We start from the raw sequence: 14,186 nt of genomic DNA on the forward strand, positions 1-14,186 counted from the left end.
AAGTTATTTTTTGATTTTCTAAATTCATGTCCCAACAACTTTCATAATTTGAAAATGTTGAAAGAAATAGCGAATTTTATAATTCATTTAAGTATAAGTTTTTTTAATTCCATTCGTTCAAACTATATTTACAACAAATTAACGCGGGGATTTACACGATAAATAAATTATTATGAGATTTAAGATTTTGGTTATTTTTTCAATTATTGCTTTTGCAATTCAGTTTGATGCTAAGGCGCAAGAAGATGCCAAACTATCAGATCAATATCAAAACATGATTGAAAGCAGTGAAACTTTTGAGAAGTATAAAGTTATTTCTATTTCAAAAATAAATGCTTTCGGTCAGATAATGAATGATTCTATTAGCACTTTAAAAGAAAGTGTATCTACAGCAAAGAGTGCTAGACTTCAGGCGGAAACGGAAAGAGACTCAGCTAAATCTCAAATGACGGAGCTTAAAAGTGAATTAGAAGTAACACAAGATGCAGTAGATGAAATGCCTTTATTAGGTATTCCAATGTCTAAAACCACCTACAATATCGTGATGTGGAGTATAGTAGTGGTTTTGATTGCAGGCTTGGTAATTGTTTATGTGATGTACTTAAATAGCTATAGAATGACTCGTCAAGCGAAAAAGGACAAGGCATTAATCGACCAAGAGTTGGAAGATTTAAGAAAACGTTCTCACGATAAGCAGGTTAAGATTAAAAGAGAATTGCAAACTGCTTTAAATAAGCTAGAAGAGCAAAGACGATAAAATATTAAATTACTCAAATTTTGAAAACCACCTTCTAATGTGCATCATTGTAAGGTGGTTTTTTATTTTTATCATATACATTGAAAAAGGCTTTACTTCTCATTATTAAAATATTGGTAACCATACTGGTACTATTGTTTCTTTATGAGAAAATAAGTGAAGATAAATCTGGTTTTGCATCTGCCTTTCAACTTTTCAGTAATAACCTTTTTATCTTACTTCTGGTAATTTTTCTAATGCCTTTTAATTGGTATATGGAAGTTCTAAAGTGGAAATACTCCATTGAACCCATTACTCATATTTCAGTTTCAAAGGCCGCAACAGGTGTGCTGGCTGGAATTGCATTAGGGTTTGTAACTCCGCATGCTGTTGGAGATTATTTTGCAAAAGTATTTTCTTTGACCCATCATAATAGGAAAAAAGCATTAGGTCTTATTCTGGTTGGCAGAATGATGCAGATGTTGCCTACTGCTATTTTTGGCTTAATTGCTTTTTACATCTACTCTAGAAAAAGTATAGCACAATTCGATATTCCAATCTCTTTATCGTATCCTATTTTAAGCATATTGGGACTTCTTTTGGCTATACTGCTTTTGGTTTTATTCATGAAAAGAAACCATCCTAAAATTCAGGACTATGTTCAGCCTGTTCGTAAGATGGGCTTGAAATTAGTTGGTCTTTTAGCGGGTTTTTCAGTTTTGCGATATCTTATTTTTAGTGCTCAGTTTTTATTGCTGCTTTCCATTTTAGGTTTAAAAATCAGTATATTCATGCAGTTCATGGGAGTAGCCTTTATGTTTTTAGCTAAATCTATATTGCCCACTTTCAATTTTTTAAGTGATTTGGGCATAAGAGAATTTAGCGTGGCTTTATTTTTTGAAACTTTAGGAATTGATGTAGCGCCCATTATAGCTTCAGGATTAATTTTGTGGTTGATTAATATTGCATTACCTGCTTTTATTGGATTATTTTTCATTCCAAAACTTAAATTGAAAAACGCATGATTTTTGCATTTTTCTCCATTGTTATCCTCTTTTATGCATTAGCCTTGCTTTTTGCCTCTAAAATCTGGAGAAAATTACCTGAATTCAATGAAAGCGGAGAATTAAAATCGGTTTCTATCATCATTCCTTTTAGAAATGAGGAGGAGAATCTCAGCGAGTTATTGAATAGTCTTTCATATTTAGAATATCCTGCTGACTTATTGGAAGTGATTTTAATCAATGATCATTCAGAAGATAGTTTTAAAGAAATTATTCAATCATTTGATAAAAGCTTTCCATTTAAACTCACGGTTTTGAGTCTCCCTGCAAAATTGAATGGAAAGAAGTCAGCTATCAATGCAGGTATTAAACATAGTGAGTCAGAGATTATTTTGACCTCCGATGCAGATTGCAGTTTCCCTAAAGATTGGATTCAAAAAATGCAGGCGCCTTTTGAAATTGAACATATTCAATTGGTCAGTGGCAGTGTAGTCTTTAAACCTCAAAACTTTATCTCTCGGATATTTCAAATGGAATTTGCACCATTGATAGGAGTGGGGGCAGTAAGCATTGAGCTTGGAAACCCAAATATGGCAAATGGGGCAAACCTGGCCTTCCGAAAAAAAACTTTTGAAAAGCTTAATCCTTATGCGGATAATATTTCTATCCCTTCCGGAGATGATGTGTTTCTCTTGCAAAAAATAAAGGCAGAATACCCCAATGCAATATTCTTCCAAAAAGAAGCAATAGTGGAAACCCAAGCCCCTGAAAATTTCAATTCATTTTATAGGCAACGAAAACGATGGGCTGTAAAGTGGAGTGCTAGTGCAAGTCTGAAAGATAGTCTGCCGGCATTGGCCATATGGTCTTTTCATTTAATCTATATTGTAGCTATTATTTACAGTTTAATCTCAGCTCAATTTCTAATTCTTCTGCCAACTGTTTTTTTGAAAATTATTACAGAGGGAATTTTTATTTCATTAATTTTAAAATCTCAGGATAAGGAATTCAAATTTATTGCTTTTGTATTTTTGCAGTTGTTTTATAGCCTTTATGTCCTGATATTTGGCTTATTGGCTAATTTTGGTAGCTATACCTGGAAAGAAAGAAAATTTAATAGTAATGAACGAGCAGGAAATTGATCTTTTAGATGAGTTATATTTTGTGCAATCCTTTAAGGATGTGAAAAGTGCATTGGATTGGAAAGATGAAGATGTTCAAAAGCATTTGTATTCATTGAATCAGAAAGAATATATCAAAATGCTGATCAATCATGATGAGGAATATGATGGTAACAAAGAATTGAATAGCATACCCTGGAATGATTTATATTTTCTGGCAACTAAGAAGGGCTTACTGGAGCATAATGGATTTTAATTTTATATAGTTTTAAATGCTAGCAATCTTTAAATCAATCTCAATTTTTATTTTAGCGGGGCTCTGTGAAATAGGAGGCGGTTATTTAGTTTGGCTCACCTTAAGGGAAGAAAAGCCATGGTGGGTAGGAGTACTTGGAGGAATCATCTTAATAGGATACGGAGTAGTTGCCACATGGCAACCTGCCAATTTTGGTAGAGTGTATGCTGCCTATGGTGGAATATTTATTGTCATGGCTATTATTTGGGGATGGAAGGTAGATGGTGTTGTTCCAGACCGCTATGATTTGATAGGGGGCACCATAGCCTTAATAGGAATGCTAATCATTATGTATGCTCCACGCAATAGTTAAAAGTAGAATGTTTATTCCCCTTTATTAAATCTGTACCGAATACCCCAACTACCAGCAAAGTAAGCAACACCACCTTCATCAAAAGGGAAATTAGGTGAGAATTCCATTAAAAAACCGAATTTTTTATTTTCAAAAGGATAAAAATTTAATCCAATTGGTAAGCCAAAAGTTGGTCCTCCAAGAGTAGAACCTAGTAATGATATACCACTGTAGAATTCATAGTTTTCTTCTTCGATCCAGTCATAATTGAACATTAGTTTTACAATGAGGTCCTCAATAGCTGTATTGGGATATAATCGGATTTCAGGCCTGAATCTCTCATTGAATTCGTAAGCATAAGCTGCTTGTCCGCCATTAGGAGACTGATGATAACTCACAACAGATTGAGAAAATGATAAGAAAGGTAAAAAGATTAAGGCAAAAGCAATAATAAATTTCATATTGGTTTAAGATTGAAGTTTGACAAAATATTTCAACTGAAACGATAGTTCCAGTTGAAATATTTTGTTTATAATTTATTAATCACAACTCCCAATTGGGCTACCAGGAGGTAGTGAAGGAATTGGAGCTACATCATATTCTTTAGGCGATTCCAAAAAGAGTTTTATTTGAGTAACAATCATTTGATTATGTGATTTTTTCAAATCGCTGTCTCTATAGTTAGCTTTTGAAAGTTGAGCAGAAATATCCTTCAATACCGACATTAATTCAGCTCTTGCAAGTGCAGAAAGCGATCCATTTTGAACGGTTTTCATTAATTGATTAACAAAAACAGATTGTGTGGTCAACTGGATAGCCTCATGATAATTATTTTCAACCTTTTGATTAAATAAAATATCTTCAAAAACATCCATTGTTTCCTGAATTCCTGGATTTTTATTGTCTCGGGCATGATATTCAACTAATCTATTTAATCGTTGAGGATGCATCACTAATTCAAAAACCATGGCCGATGCTTGTTCCGCAGCACCAATTGCATCAAAAGTTACTCCAGTCTTTCCATTTAATAATTCTCTATTGTCATAGAAACCTAATGGTCTTGGGTATAGCGTATTCAGCAATTGTTCCGGTAAAGCTAAGTTTTCAGCTTTCACAGCATTAGCTAAGCTATTGGCTGCTTCTAATTGCCATTCAGCTGGTACAATGCTCATTTTCTTTAAATTATCATCTCTCATTTTATAAGAGTAATCCAGTCCTCCAATTAATTTTACGGTGGCCTCTGCTTGATAACGATGCAAGAAATAAATGGGAACTAAGGCTTCCTGAATTTGAGCTAATGGTCTATCGTATTGAATCACATTTTCGCCAAACTTGGATAGTGCTTTTTCCCTTACATTTAATAAATGGTTTAGTTGCACAGCTGCATCTTTTCCGTTGTCCCACAAATGCGCATAAGGATGTGCTCCACCTGTTGCTCTGGCATCTCTGTCCGAAATAAAGCTTAAGCCTTTCTCATTGGCTTCAGCCAAAATGCTATTTAAATACTCTTCTTCATTTTCTCCAGTCGGGATTTCTTCATATCCATATCGAATGGCATATTTATCCCAAAGCCCTATGTTTTCTGCATAAGCATTCACTAAACTTATATTTCCTTTTTCATCCAATTCAATATTGGGATGAGGATAATCCATTACAGAAGCATCATTTTCAGTGCTGGACGCATAAGAGTGAGCCAATCCAATAGTATGACCTACTTCATGTGCGGATAATTGTCTTAATCTCGCTAATGCCATTTCTTCCATAGCATTGTTTTTACCGCTTTTATTGTAAGGAGCCAATAAGCCTTCTGCGATTAAGAAATCTTGTCTTACTCGCAGGGAGCCTAAACTAACATGTCCTTTGATGATTTCTCCGGTTCTTGGATCAGCCACACTTGCTCCATAACTCCATCCTCTGGAAGAGCGATGTACCCACTGGATAACATTATAACGAATATCTAAAGGGTCAGCATCCTCTGGTAACATTTTCACTTGAAATGCATTCTCATATCCTGCTGCTTCAAAAGCTTGATTCCACCATTTGGCTCCATCTAATAAAGCAGAACGAACTGGCTCTGGAGTTCCGGGGTCTAAATAATAAATAATAGGCTCAACAGTCTCGCTTTTCTCTGCTTCAGGGTTTTTCTTTTGTAATCTATGTCGTTTAATAAGTCTTTGGTTGATATCCTCATTAATCGAAACTGCATAATCTTTATAAAATGTACCGGAATAACCGGCTCTTGGATCAAATTTCCTTGGCTGAAAATTATCATCGGGTAACTGAACAAAAGAATGGTGCTGGCGAACAGTAATATTATCTGCATCAGGACTTACAGAATAAATCTCTCTTCCTTTTGCATCACCTTTAAATGAGATCCAAAAATCCAATTCCGTATTCTCAGGAAAATTTCTGGAACCTTCCATGTTGAAAATAGAACGACTTTTATCTAAACTGTAAGTGCCTTCATTTGATTGTTTTAATCTTTTGCTAACTCCATGAGCATCTTTGATGAAAAAATCAGTGGCATCTACTAAATGTGCCCAATCATTTGAAGCTTCGATTTCAAATCCGTGAATAATGGAATGAGCAAAAGCATCTTTAACGGCTTTTTTCTCTGCCTCATTATCGGAGTCAGCTCTAAATTTATAATTCGGTTCAAAAATCATAATTTTATTCCCGATCTTCTCGAATTTGATGATTTTGCTGTTTCCTATTTGGCCTCTGTCAAGTCCAATGTCATTGGAGCCCAAGCCTGCAGACAGGTAACTCACATAAATTAGTTCTTCATTTAATTTATCAATTTCAAGATAGATTTTTCCCTTCTCTGCATCCCAATAATAATTAATGAACCCACTGAATTTCTCTTTACCGGAAATCAACTTGTCGAATTTGGATAATTCAGGCTCTGCACTTTTATTACTTTTTAATGCATTGCATGAAACTGCAAATAGTAGAATGAAAATATAGAAATATTGCTTCATGGTTATATTCAATTAATTTTCTGAAAGGTAAAAAATTATCCCAAAAGATTTAGACAGAATTCTGTAGATGGTCAATTTTAAAATAAATTGTCTATTTGTCATTCTATTGTCTATTGTCACAAATCTGTCTTTCATTATTTTTACCAAATTTACATTTGTCCAATCAATTCCTTAACTTCACATTTCAAATATGGATACTACCTTAAAAATAGCGAACCGATATGAGCTCAAGGAACTGGAGCTTAATGCACTGCTTGAAATTACTCAAGCAATAAACGAAAATTTACCAGAGGATTCTCTCTATAAGATTTACAATTTTACTTTAAGAGCTAATTTAAAGCTTGGAAAATTGATGTTGCTGGTTCAAGAGAATAAGCAATGGGAACAAAAATTATCTTTTGGTACCCAAAAGGATTATGCTGATATAAATGCAGACGAGTTAGTCCAAAGTCGTAAAATTTTATTTAATTCTGATTTGTTTGATTCGCCTTTCGAAGAATTTGAGGTAGCAATACCTGTTTTTCATAAGAATGAACTCTTGGCTATTGCATTTTTAGGTGGTGTTTCTAATGCTCAGGAAAAAGAATTGATAGAACACCATTTGAACTTTATTCAGGCGCTTACCAATATTATCATGGTGGCCATTGAAAATAAGAAAATGGCTAGAGAGAGGCTTAAACAAGAAGTTTATGCCAAGGAAATGGAAATTGCCAAGAAAGTACAGCAATTGCTTTTCCCTAAATCATTACCCGAAAGTGATAATTTTATTATAGACGCACATTATTCTCCTCATCATACTGTAGGGGGTGATTATTATGATTGGCTGTCAATAAATGAAAATCTTAAAATTGTTTGCATTGCAGATGTTTCCGGAAAAGGAGTTCCAGCAGCCCTCTTAATGTCCAATTTTCAGGCTTCCTTACGAACGCTATTGAGGAAAACAACAGACCTAGAAGAAGTTATTCATGATTTAAATCATCAGGTGTTTGAAAGTGCAAATGGAGAAAATTTCATTACTTTTTTTATAGCGTTAATTGATTTGAAAGAGCAAAAGCTCACTTATGTTAATGCAGGTCACAACCCTCCCTTTTTGATGTCTTCCAATGGAACTATAGAGAAATTGGATAAAGGGACTTTGGTATTAGGAGCATTAAGAGAGATTCCTTTCCTGGAAATTGGTACATCCAAAATAAAAAAGACTCAGACACTATTGCTTTATACAGACGGCTTAACTGAAGCATTTAATGAAATGGAAGAAGAATTTGGCCCGGATCGTGTGATAGATATTTTAAATAATAATATTTCTGCCAAGCCAGCTTTGATTCTTTCGAGTATATTAAAGGAGATAGATACTTTTATTGGGAAAAGAGCATTGTCGGATGATATTACTTTATTAGCGTGTCAATACCATGTCTGATTGGGCATTCTATAAAACCCCAAAAATTATTCAAAAATTATTCCCTGACCTTAATTGGAAGGTAAATACTAATGCAAAAGTAATTTACCCTACTTTTGATGATGGCCCAATTCCTGAATTAACCCATGAAATTTTAAATATTCTAAAAGACTTTGATGCTAAAGCCACATTTTTTTGCGTGGGAGAAAATATAAAAAAACATCCTAAAATCTTCCAATCAATAATACACAATGAGCATTCAGTTGGTAATCATACTTTTAATCATTTAAAGGCATGGACAACTTCTCATGATGAATATTTAAATAATGTTGAATTATGTCAGCGAGAAATTGAAAAACATACTACTCAAGGTAAAAAGCTTTTTAGATTTCCCTACGGACAGTTTAATTTGAAACTAGCTAAAAGACTTAAGAAAGAAAATTATGAACTGATAATGTGGGATGTGCTTTCTAAAGATTACAAAACTTCAATATCTTCAAATAGGATTCTTGAAAAAAGTATTGAAAAATCAGAGAACGGTAGTATTATAGTTTTTCATGATAATATAAAAGCCAAAGATAAAATATTGCAATTCCTACCTTTGTATCTCGAACATTTTTCCGATATTGGATACAAATTTAAAAAACTATGACCTATCTATTTTTAGGCCTATTGACGATTATTCTTATTGTAATCATCGTGGACTTAATTTTATGGTTGGCGTGGAAACCAAAAGCTGAAAACCCAAAGCCTTACCAAGGTGAATTACCTTTTATTTCCATTCTAATGGCCGTCCGAAATGAAGTGCATACTGTAAACTATGCCTTAAATTCACTAGAAAAGCTTAATTACCCCAAAGATAAATATGAAGTTTTAATGGGTGATGATGATTCCTCTGATGGCAGCACTAAAATTATGAAGGAGTGGGATAAGGAAACCAATAATTTCTTTTATATCCCCATCAAGGAAAAAGAGGGGCATTTAGATGCTAAAGCTAATGTGTTAGAGCAATTAGCTGAAAAAGCTAAAGGTGAATTTATGATGATCACCGATGCCGATGTAGAAGTTCCTTCTAGTTGGCTTATGAAACAACTAGCTTGCTGGAAAGAAGGATCAGGTATTCAAAGTGGCTTCACCATCATAAAAGCTAATGATTTCTTATCTAGTATGCAAATGATAGATTGGAGTCTGGCGCTGGGCATGGTGAAAATTGTCAGCGGCTGGAAAATACCTGTTACGGCTGTTGGAAATAATATGATGATAAGTAAAGAAGCTTACAATAAAGTCGGGGGTTATAAAAATATTCCTTTCTCTGTAACAGAAGATTTCGCTTTATTTCAAGCTGTGGCCAAACAAGGGTATCGTTACCAACAGTTAGCAAATGAAGATAGCTTAGTAAAGACATTTGCTATTAAAGGCTTCTGGAATTTAATGAATCAACGCAAAAGATGGATGAGTGGCGCATTAAAACTGCCTCCTTTTATGGTAGCTCTTTTGGTATTTCAAGCATTATATTATCCTGCTATGATAGCTATGATCTTTGTCAATCCATTTGTAGCAATACCATTATTTGGTCTAAAAATAACTCTTCAAAGTTTATTTATTAATAAAATAGTGGAAAGACTCAATCAATATGTGCCTTTAGGTAATCTTTTCATCTTCGAATTCTATAGTGCTTTCATTTCTATTGCACTTCTTTTCTTTTATCTCTTACCTTTGCCCGTGAAATGGAAAGGAAGAAAATTCGCTAAAAGATGATTGAAACACATGCACATTTATACGCTCAGGAATTTGATGAAGATAGACCGGAAATGATAGAGAGGGCAGAAGAAGCTGGAGTTGAAAAATTCTATATGCCTAATATTGATCACGAATCTATTGAGCCAATGATGGAGGTGGAAGATAAATTCTCAAATACCATAGCAACTATGGGAATCCATCCATGCCATGTTGAAAAGCATTTTGAAAAACAATTATACGAAGTAGAAGATTGGTTGAATAAAAGAAAATTTGTAGCAGTAGGAGAGATAGGGCTTGATTTCTATTGGGATAAAAGCTTGATGAAGGAGCAAAAGGAAGCTTTAAGAATTCAGATTGAATTAGCTAAAAAGCATAATATCCCCATTATTTTGCATTGCAGAGATTCTTTTCAGGAAACTTATGAGATAGTGAAAGAAATGAAAGATGAAAAATTAAAGGGAGTTTTTCATTGCTTTACAGGAAATGCAGAAGATGCCCAAAAAGTAATTGATTTAGGTTTCTATCTTGGAATAGGTGGAGTGGTTACTTTTAAAAATGGGGGTCTAGCAGAGCATATTCCTGATATTGATATCAATCGAATGGTATTGGAGACCGATGCGCCCTATTTAGCACCAACACCTAAAAGAGGGAAAAGGAATGAATCTGTTTATTTGGAATTAATTGCTCAGAAAATTGCAGATTTGAAGCAGATCCCTAAAGAAGAACTTATTAATATTACCTCATCTAATGCTAAAGCATTATTTTCCTGAATGATGAAGCCTTACGAATTAATTCATATTGAAACCGCCACGCCTAAAGCGCCTGAAAAATCGGTCATGATCATCTATACTGGAGGAACTCTTGGTATGGTATATAATGAAGAGCAGGCACTGGTTCCATTTGATTTTCAGAATATACTGGATGAAGTTCCTTCTCTAAGAAATTTCAACTTAAAAATCACAGTTGCTTCATTTAATAATCTGATAGACTCATCAAATGTTAACCCCAAGCATTGGGATGATATTGCCGGTTTAGTGGAAGATTATTATACTGAATACGATGGCTTTATTGTCATTCATGGTACGGATACCATGGCTTATACAGCTTCAGCCATAAGTTTTATGTTAGAGGGCTTAAACAAGCCCGTCATATTCACTGGCGCACAATTGCCCATTGGCGCTGCTCGTTCAGATGCTCGTGAAAATTTAATTACAGCTATTGAAATTGCCAGTCAGAAATTAAATCACAGGCCCATAGTATCAGAAGTTTGTATTTATTTTGATAATTTGCTTTTAAGAGCAAATAGAGCTAAAAAAGTAGAAAGCGTTCAATTTGATGCCTTTCAAAGTGAAAATTATCCTGTTTTAGCTGAGGCAGGAGTCATTATAGAATATAATTTCTCGGCTTTAAGGGAATTTCAATCGGAAGTTGACCTCAAAGTCAGGAAGAATATTCAGCAAGAGGTAGCCATTTTGAAAGTATTCCCCGGGATTTCTAAAGCCTTTGTAGAGGGGATTTTATCTATTAAAGGACTAAGAGGCTTAGTAATAGAAACTTATGGTTCTGGGAATGCCCCGACAGAGAAATGGTTTATTGATGCATTGCAAAATGCTATTGATAAAGGGATTCTAATCTTGAATGTTTCTCAATGCATGGGAGGTAAGGTGATCCAAGGTCGATATCAGACAAGTAAGGATTTGCAATCCATTGGTGTAATAAGTGGAAGTGATATAACAACAGAAGCAGCTATCACCAAATTGATGTATGTGCTGAGTCATGCTCATACAAAAGAAATGCAACAAAATTATTTAATAAAGCCACTTCGGGGAGAAATGGAATAAAGAAATATTTGTAACTACATGGAATAATATAATTATTAACCCTAATCATGCTATTTGCAACTGAATTGCATGTTAATAATAGATTTATATTTACCATTTGACAAAATGGGCTTGCATGAAGAATAAATTATTAATTTATTTGTGCACGTTTGAAAAGAGTTTAATCGAAAAATAAATATTTACAGACAAAAGGAGAGGTGCCAGAGTGGTCGATCGGGCTCGCCTGGAAAGCGAGTGTGCCTTCACGGGTACCGAGGGTTCGAATCCCTCCTTCTCCGCATTTTGCTCAATTTTTTAATCTTAATTAACCTATATTCGTTAAATATTGAGGTATTGGCTTAAAGAATTGCTAAAAAAATTTTCTGTTTGTCGATATTTGTGTAAAATTGGACTTGGTTTTCATTTAACTAACATATAATAACTAAAAAAGAAAATTACAAACAACTTAACTATGAAAAAGCTATTTGTTTTAATGATGATGGCCGGAGCTTTAGCATTCGGTTTCAATGGCAATGCGATTGCTCAGGATGAGGAAGCAACCTCAGGAATGGAAAATGATACAACTGCTATGGAAGGGGATTCTACTGATGTATCTGACTCAGCTGCTGTAGAGGATACAATGCCGACTACGGTTGTAGAAGAGGAGGAAGTTGTAGAAGAACAAGGCTTTCACCAAATTGTAAAAGAGAAGTTTATTGAAGGTGGATGGGAATTCATGTCAGTAGTATTAATATGTTTAATCTTAGGATTAGCTATTTCTATTGAAAGAATCATTACCCTAAACTTAGCAACCACAAACACTAACAAATTATTGGCTAATGTAGAAGATGCATTAAACCAAGGTGGTGTTGAAGCTGCAAAAGAAGTGACAAAAAACACTAGAGGTCCAGTAGCATCTATTTTTACACAAGGTTTGATGAGAATGTCAGAAGGTGTTGAAATGGTTGAGAAATCTGTAATTTCTTACGGTTCTGTTGAAATGGGTCGTTTAGAAAGAGGATTGGTTTGGATATCATTATTTATCTCTCTTGCTCCAATGTTAGGTTTCATGGGTACTGTAATTGGTATGATTGGTGCATTTGATGCTATCGAAGAAGCTGGTGATATTTCTCCTTCATTGGTTGCGGGTGGTATTAAAGTAGCCTTGTTAACAACAGTTGCTGGTTTGATCGTTGCGGTTATCTTACAATTATTTTACAACTATTGCGTTTCTAAAGTAGATTCTTTAGTAAACCAAATGGAAGATGCTTCTATTGCTTTAGTTGATATTTTAGTGAAGCATAATCTTACTAAGTAAGTTTAACCTTTAAAGTTTAACTAAATGGAAATTGTAGATATAATGTTATATGGTGCATATTTGTTGGTAATTGTTGCCGCTTTAGGAGCAATAGTTTTACCACTTATCAGTGCACTAAGTAACCCAAAGAGTCTTTTAAAGTCGGCTTTGGGGGTATTGGTAATCGGTGTAGTTTATTTAATTAGCTGGGGTATCTCAGGTGATGAAGTAACTGCTAAGTACATTAAATTCGATATTACAAGTACTTCTTCTCAGGTGATTGGTGGTGTATTAATTACCACTTACTTATTGATGGGAATAGCTGTAGTGTCTATTGTTTATTCTGAAATTGCAAAAATTATAAGATAATGGCTAGAAGTAAAGGAAGAGCAACAGCAGAGGTGAATGCCGGTTCAATGGCCGATATTGCATTCTTATTGTTAATATTCTTTCTTGTAACTACTACCATTGCATCTGATAAAGGATTGTCTTTAACCTTACCACCCGAAAAAGATGATGCTGAGGAAATCGATCTCAAAATTAAAGAGAGAAATCTTTTTAAAGTAGCTATTAATTCAGCAGATAGATTATTGGTGGAAGGTGAAAGAATGGATGATTATACTAAGATTAAAGATATGTTAATCGAACATGTTATGAATCCAGGTAATAATCCGGAATTAGCGGAAAATCCACAAGATGCAATTGTTTCCTTTAAGACCGATAGAGGGACAAGTTATGAGATATATATTAATGTACTGGATCAATTACAAGGTGCTTACTATCAAATCTATGCGGATAGAGCCGGAATTCCTGTTGATGAATTTAGGGCATTAAATACCAGTAATCCTAAGGAAAGAGCTATTTATGACAGAGGAAAAGGAGATATTCCAATGGCGATTTCTATTGCAGAACCAACTAATATAGGAGGGAAATAAGATATGTCAAAGTTTAAAAAGAAAACCAGTGCGAGTCAGGATATCCCTACAGCAGCACTACCGGATATTATTTTTATGCTCCTGTTCTTTTTCATGGTAACAACGGTATTACGTGAAACCGAAATTAAGGTGGAACAAAAAATACCTAAAGCTGAACAAATGAAAAAGATTGAAAGAAAATCTTTGGTTAGCTACTTGTACATTGGAAAACCTAAACAAACTGAAAGGTTTGGGGGTGAAGCAAAAATTCAGGCCAATGATGTATTTGTAGAACCAAAAGATATTCTTCTTTGGGTAGCAAAAGAAAAAGATAAATTAGCTGAAGCTGAGCGAGATAAGATCACTATTGCTTTAAAAGTTGATAGTGAAGCTAAAATGGGAATTATTTCCGATGTTCAGCAACAGTTAAGAAAAGCAAATGCACGTAAGTTGATGTATAATACATTGAAATTGACGAATAAGGATAAACAAAATTCTTTATTATAAATATTAAGTTTTTTTAAAAAACCTCATTTCATATAATGGAATGAGGTTTTTTTTTTGTGAAGAGTCTGCAAGTAGAAGTTTGG

16 protein-coding genes and 1 tRNA gene are annotated in these 14,186 nt (G+C 34.2%); 15 read left to right on the forward strand and 2 right to left on the reverse strand.

Annotation, left to right across the window (positions count from 1 at the left end):
- The first annotated feature begins 172 nt into the window (after positions 1-172).
- The 5 genes from Q0L29_RS08540 (at position 173) to Q0L29_RS08560 (ending at position 3,469) form a co-directional block, all read left to right on the forward strand.
- Entirely contained in the window at positions 173-757 is a 585-nt protein-coding gene (locus Q0L29_RS08540) for a hypothetical protein (protein WP_296620821.1), read from the forward strand.
- Between the two features lie 113 nt (positions 758-870).
- Positions 871-1,761 carry a lysylphosphatidylglycerol synthase domain-containing protein gene (locus tag Q0L29_RS08545; protein ID WP_296620822.1) on the forward strand — a complete coding sequence of 297 codons (891 nt, stop codon included), beginning with the start codon at positions 871-873 and terminating at the stop codon, positions 1,759-1,761.
- Entirely contained in the window at positions 1,758-2,882 is a 1,125-nt protein-coding gene (locus Q0L29_RS08550; protein ID WP_296620824.1) for a glycosyltransferase, read from the forward strand. Before Q0L29_RS08545 ends, Q0L29_RS08550 begins: the two co-directional genes overlap by 4 nt.
- Complete coding sequence (locus tag Q0L29_RS08555; RefSeq protein ID WP_296620825.1) at positions 2,863-3,117, forward strand: hypothetical protein; 255 nt, start codon at positions 2,863-2,865, stop codon at positions 3,115-3,117. Before Q0L29_RS08550 ends, Q0L29_RS08555 begins: the two co-directional genes overlap by 20 nt.
- 16 nt (positions 3,118-3,133) lie before the next feature.
- Positions 3,134-3,469: a YnfA family protein gene (locus tag Q0L29_RS08560; RefSeq protein ID WP_296620827.1), complete on the forward strand. Its 336-nt coding sequence runs from the start codon at positions 3,134-3,136 to the stop codon at positions 3,467-3,469.
- Positions 3,470-3,480: 11 nt separating this feature from the next.
- On the opposite strand, the gene Q0L29_RS08565 is transcribed toward Q0L29_RS08560, so the two are convergent.
- Positions 3,481-3,909 carry a hypothetical protein gene (locus Q0L29_RS08565; protein WP_296620828.1) on the reverse strand — a complete coding sequence of 143 codons (429 nt, stop codon included), beginning with the start codon at positions 3,907-3,909 and terminating at the stop codon, positions 3,481-3,483.
- A 78-nt stretch (positions 3,910-3,987) separates the two neighbouring features.
- A complete protein-coding gene (locus Q0L29_RS08570) occupies positions 3,988-6,429 on the reverse strand; it encodes a zinc-dependent metalloprotease (protein WP_296620830.1) in 2,442 nt (813 codons plus the stop codon).
- A 190-nt stretch (positions 6,430-6,619) separates the two neighbouring features.
- On the opposite strand from Q0L29_RS08570, the gene Q0L29_RS08575 reads away from it, so the two are divergent.
- The 10 genes from Q0L29_RS08575 (at position 6,620) to Q0L29_RS08620 (ending at position 14,103) form a co-directional block, all read left to right on the forward strand.
- On the forward strand, positions 6,620-7,846 hold the full coding sequence (locus tag Q0L29_RS08575; protein WP_296620831.1) for a PP2C family protein-serine/threonine phosphatase: 1,227 nt from the start codon (positions 6,620-6,622) through the stop codon (positions 7,844-7,846).
- Positions 7,839-8,477, forward strand: a complete 639-nt coding sequence (locus Q0L29_RS08580; RefSeq protein WP_296620833.1) for a polysaccharide deacetylase family protein — start codon at positions 7,839-7,841, stop codon at positions 8,475-8,477. Before Q0L29_RS08575 ends, Q0L29_RS08580 begins: the two co-directional genes overlap by 8 nt.
- On the forward strand, positions 8,474-9,583 hold the full coding sequence (locus Q0L29_RS08585; RefSeq protein ID WP_296620834.1) for a glycosyltransferase: 1,110 nt from the start codon (positions 8,474-8,476) through the stop codon (positions 9,581-9,583). The genes Q0L29_RS08580 and Q0L29_RS08585 overlap by 4 nt, the downstream gene beginning before the upstream one ends.
- Entirely contained in the window at positions 9,580-10,335 is a 756-nt protein-coding gene (locus tag Q0L29_RS08590; protein ID WP_296620836.1) for a TatD family hydrolase, read from the forward strand. Before Q0L29_RS08585 ends, Q0L29_RS08590 begins: the two co-directional genes overlap by 4 nt.
- A gap of 3 nt (positions 10,336-10,338) precedes the next feature.
- The gene (locus Q0L29_RS08595; protein WP_296620868.1) at positions 10,339-11,406 is read left to right on the forward strand and encodes an asparaginase; all 1,068 of its coding nucleotides are present in this window, start codon (positions 10,339-10,341) and stop codon (positions 11,404-11,406) included.
- A 191-nt stretch (positions 11,407-11,597) separates the two neighbouring features.
- A tRNA-Ser gene (locus tag Q0L29_RS08600) sits at positions 11,598-11,684 on the forward strand.
- A 173-nt stretch (positions 11,685-11,857) separates the two neighbouring features.
- A complete protein-coding gene (locus Q0L29_RS08605; RefSeq protein ID WP_296620837.1) occupies positions 11,858-12,703 on the forward strand; it encodes a MotA/TolQ/ExbB proton channel family protein in 846 nt (281 codons plus the stop codon).
- 24 nt (positions 12,704-12,727) lie between these two features.
- Positions 12,728-13,051: a hypothetical protein gene (locus Q0L29_RS08610; RefSeq protein ID WP_296620839.1), complete on the forward strand. Its 324-nt coding sequence runs from the start codon at positions 12,728-12,730 to the stop codon at positions 13,049-13,051.
- Positions 13,051-13,617 (forward strand): biopolymer transporter ExbD, encoded by a 567-nt coding sequence (locus Q0L29_RS08615; RefSeq protein ID WP_296620840.1) that lies wholly within the window; start codon positions 13,051-13,053, stop codon positions 13,615-13,617. The genes Q0L29_RS08610 and Q0L29_RS08615 overlap by 1 nt, the downstream gene beginning before the upstream one ends.
- A 3-nt stretch (positions 13,618-13,620) precedes the next feature.
- Positions 13,621-14,103, forward strand: a complete 483-nt coding sequence (locus Q0L29_RS08620; protein ID WP_296620842.1) for a biopolymer transporter ExbD — start codon at positions 13,621-13,623, stop codon at positions 14,101-14,103.
- Positions 14,104-14,186 lie beyond the last annotated feature (83 nt).

This window comes from Marivirga sp. (assembly GCF_024636815.1).
Classification (GTDB): Bacteria; Bacteroidota; Bacteroidia; order Cytophagales; family Cyclobacteriaceae; genus Marivirga.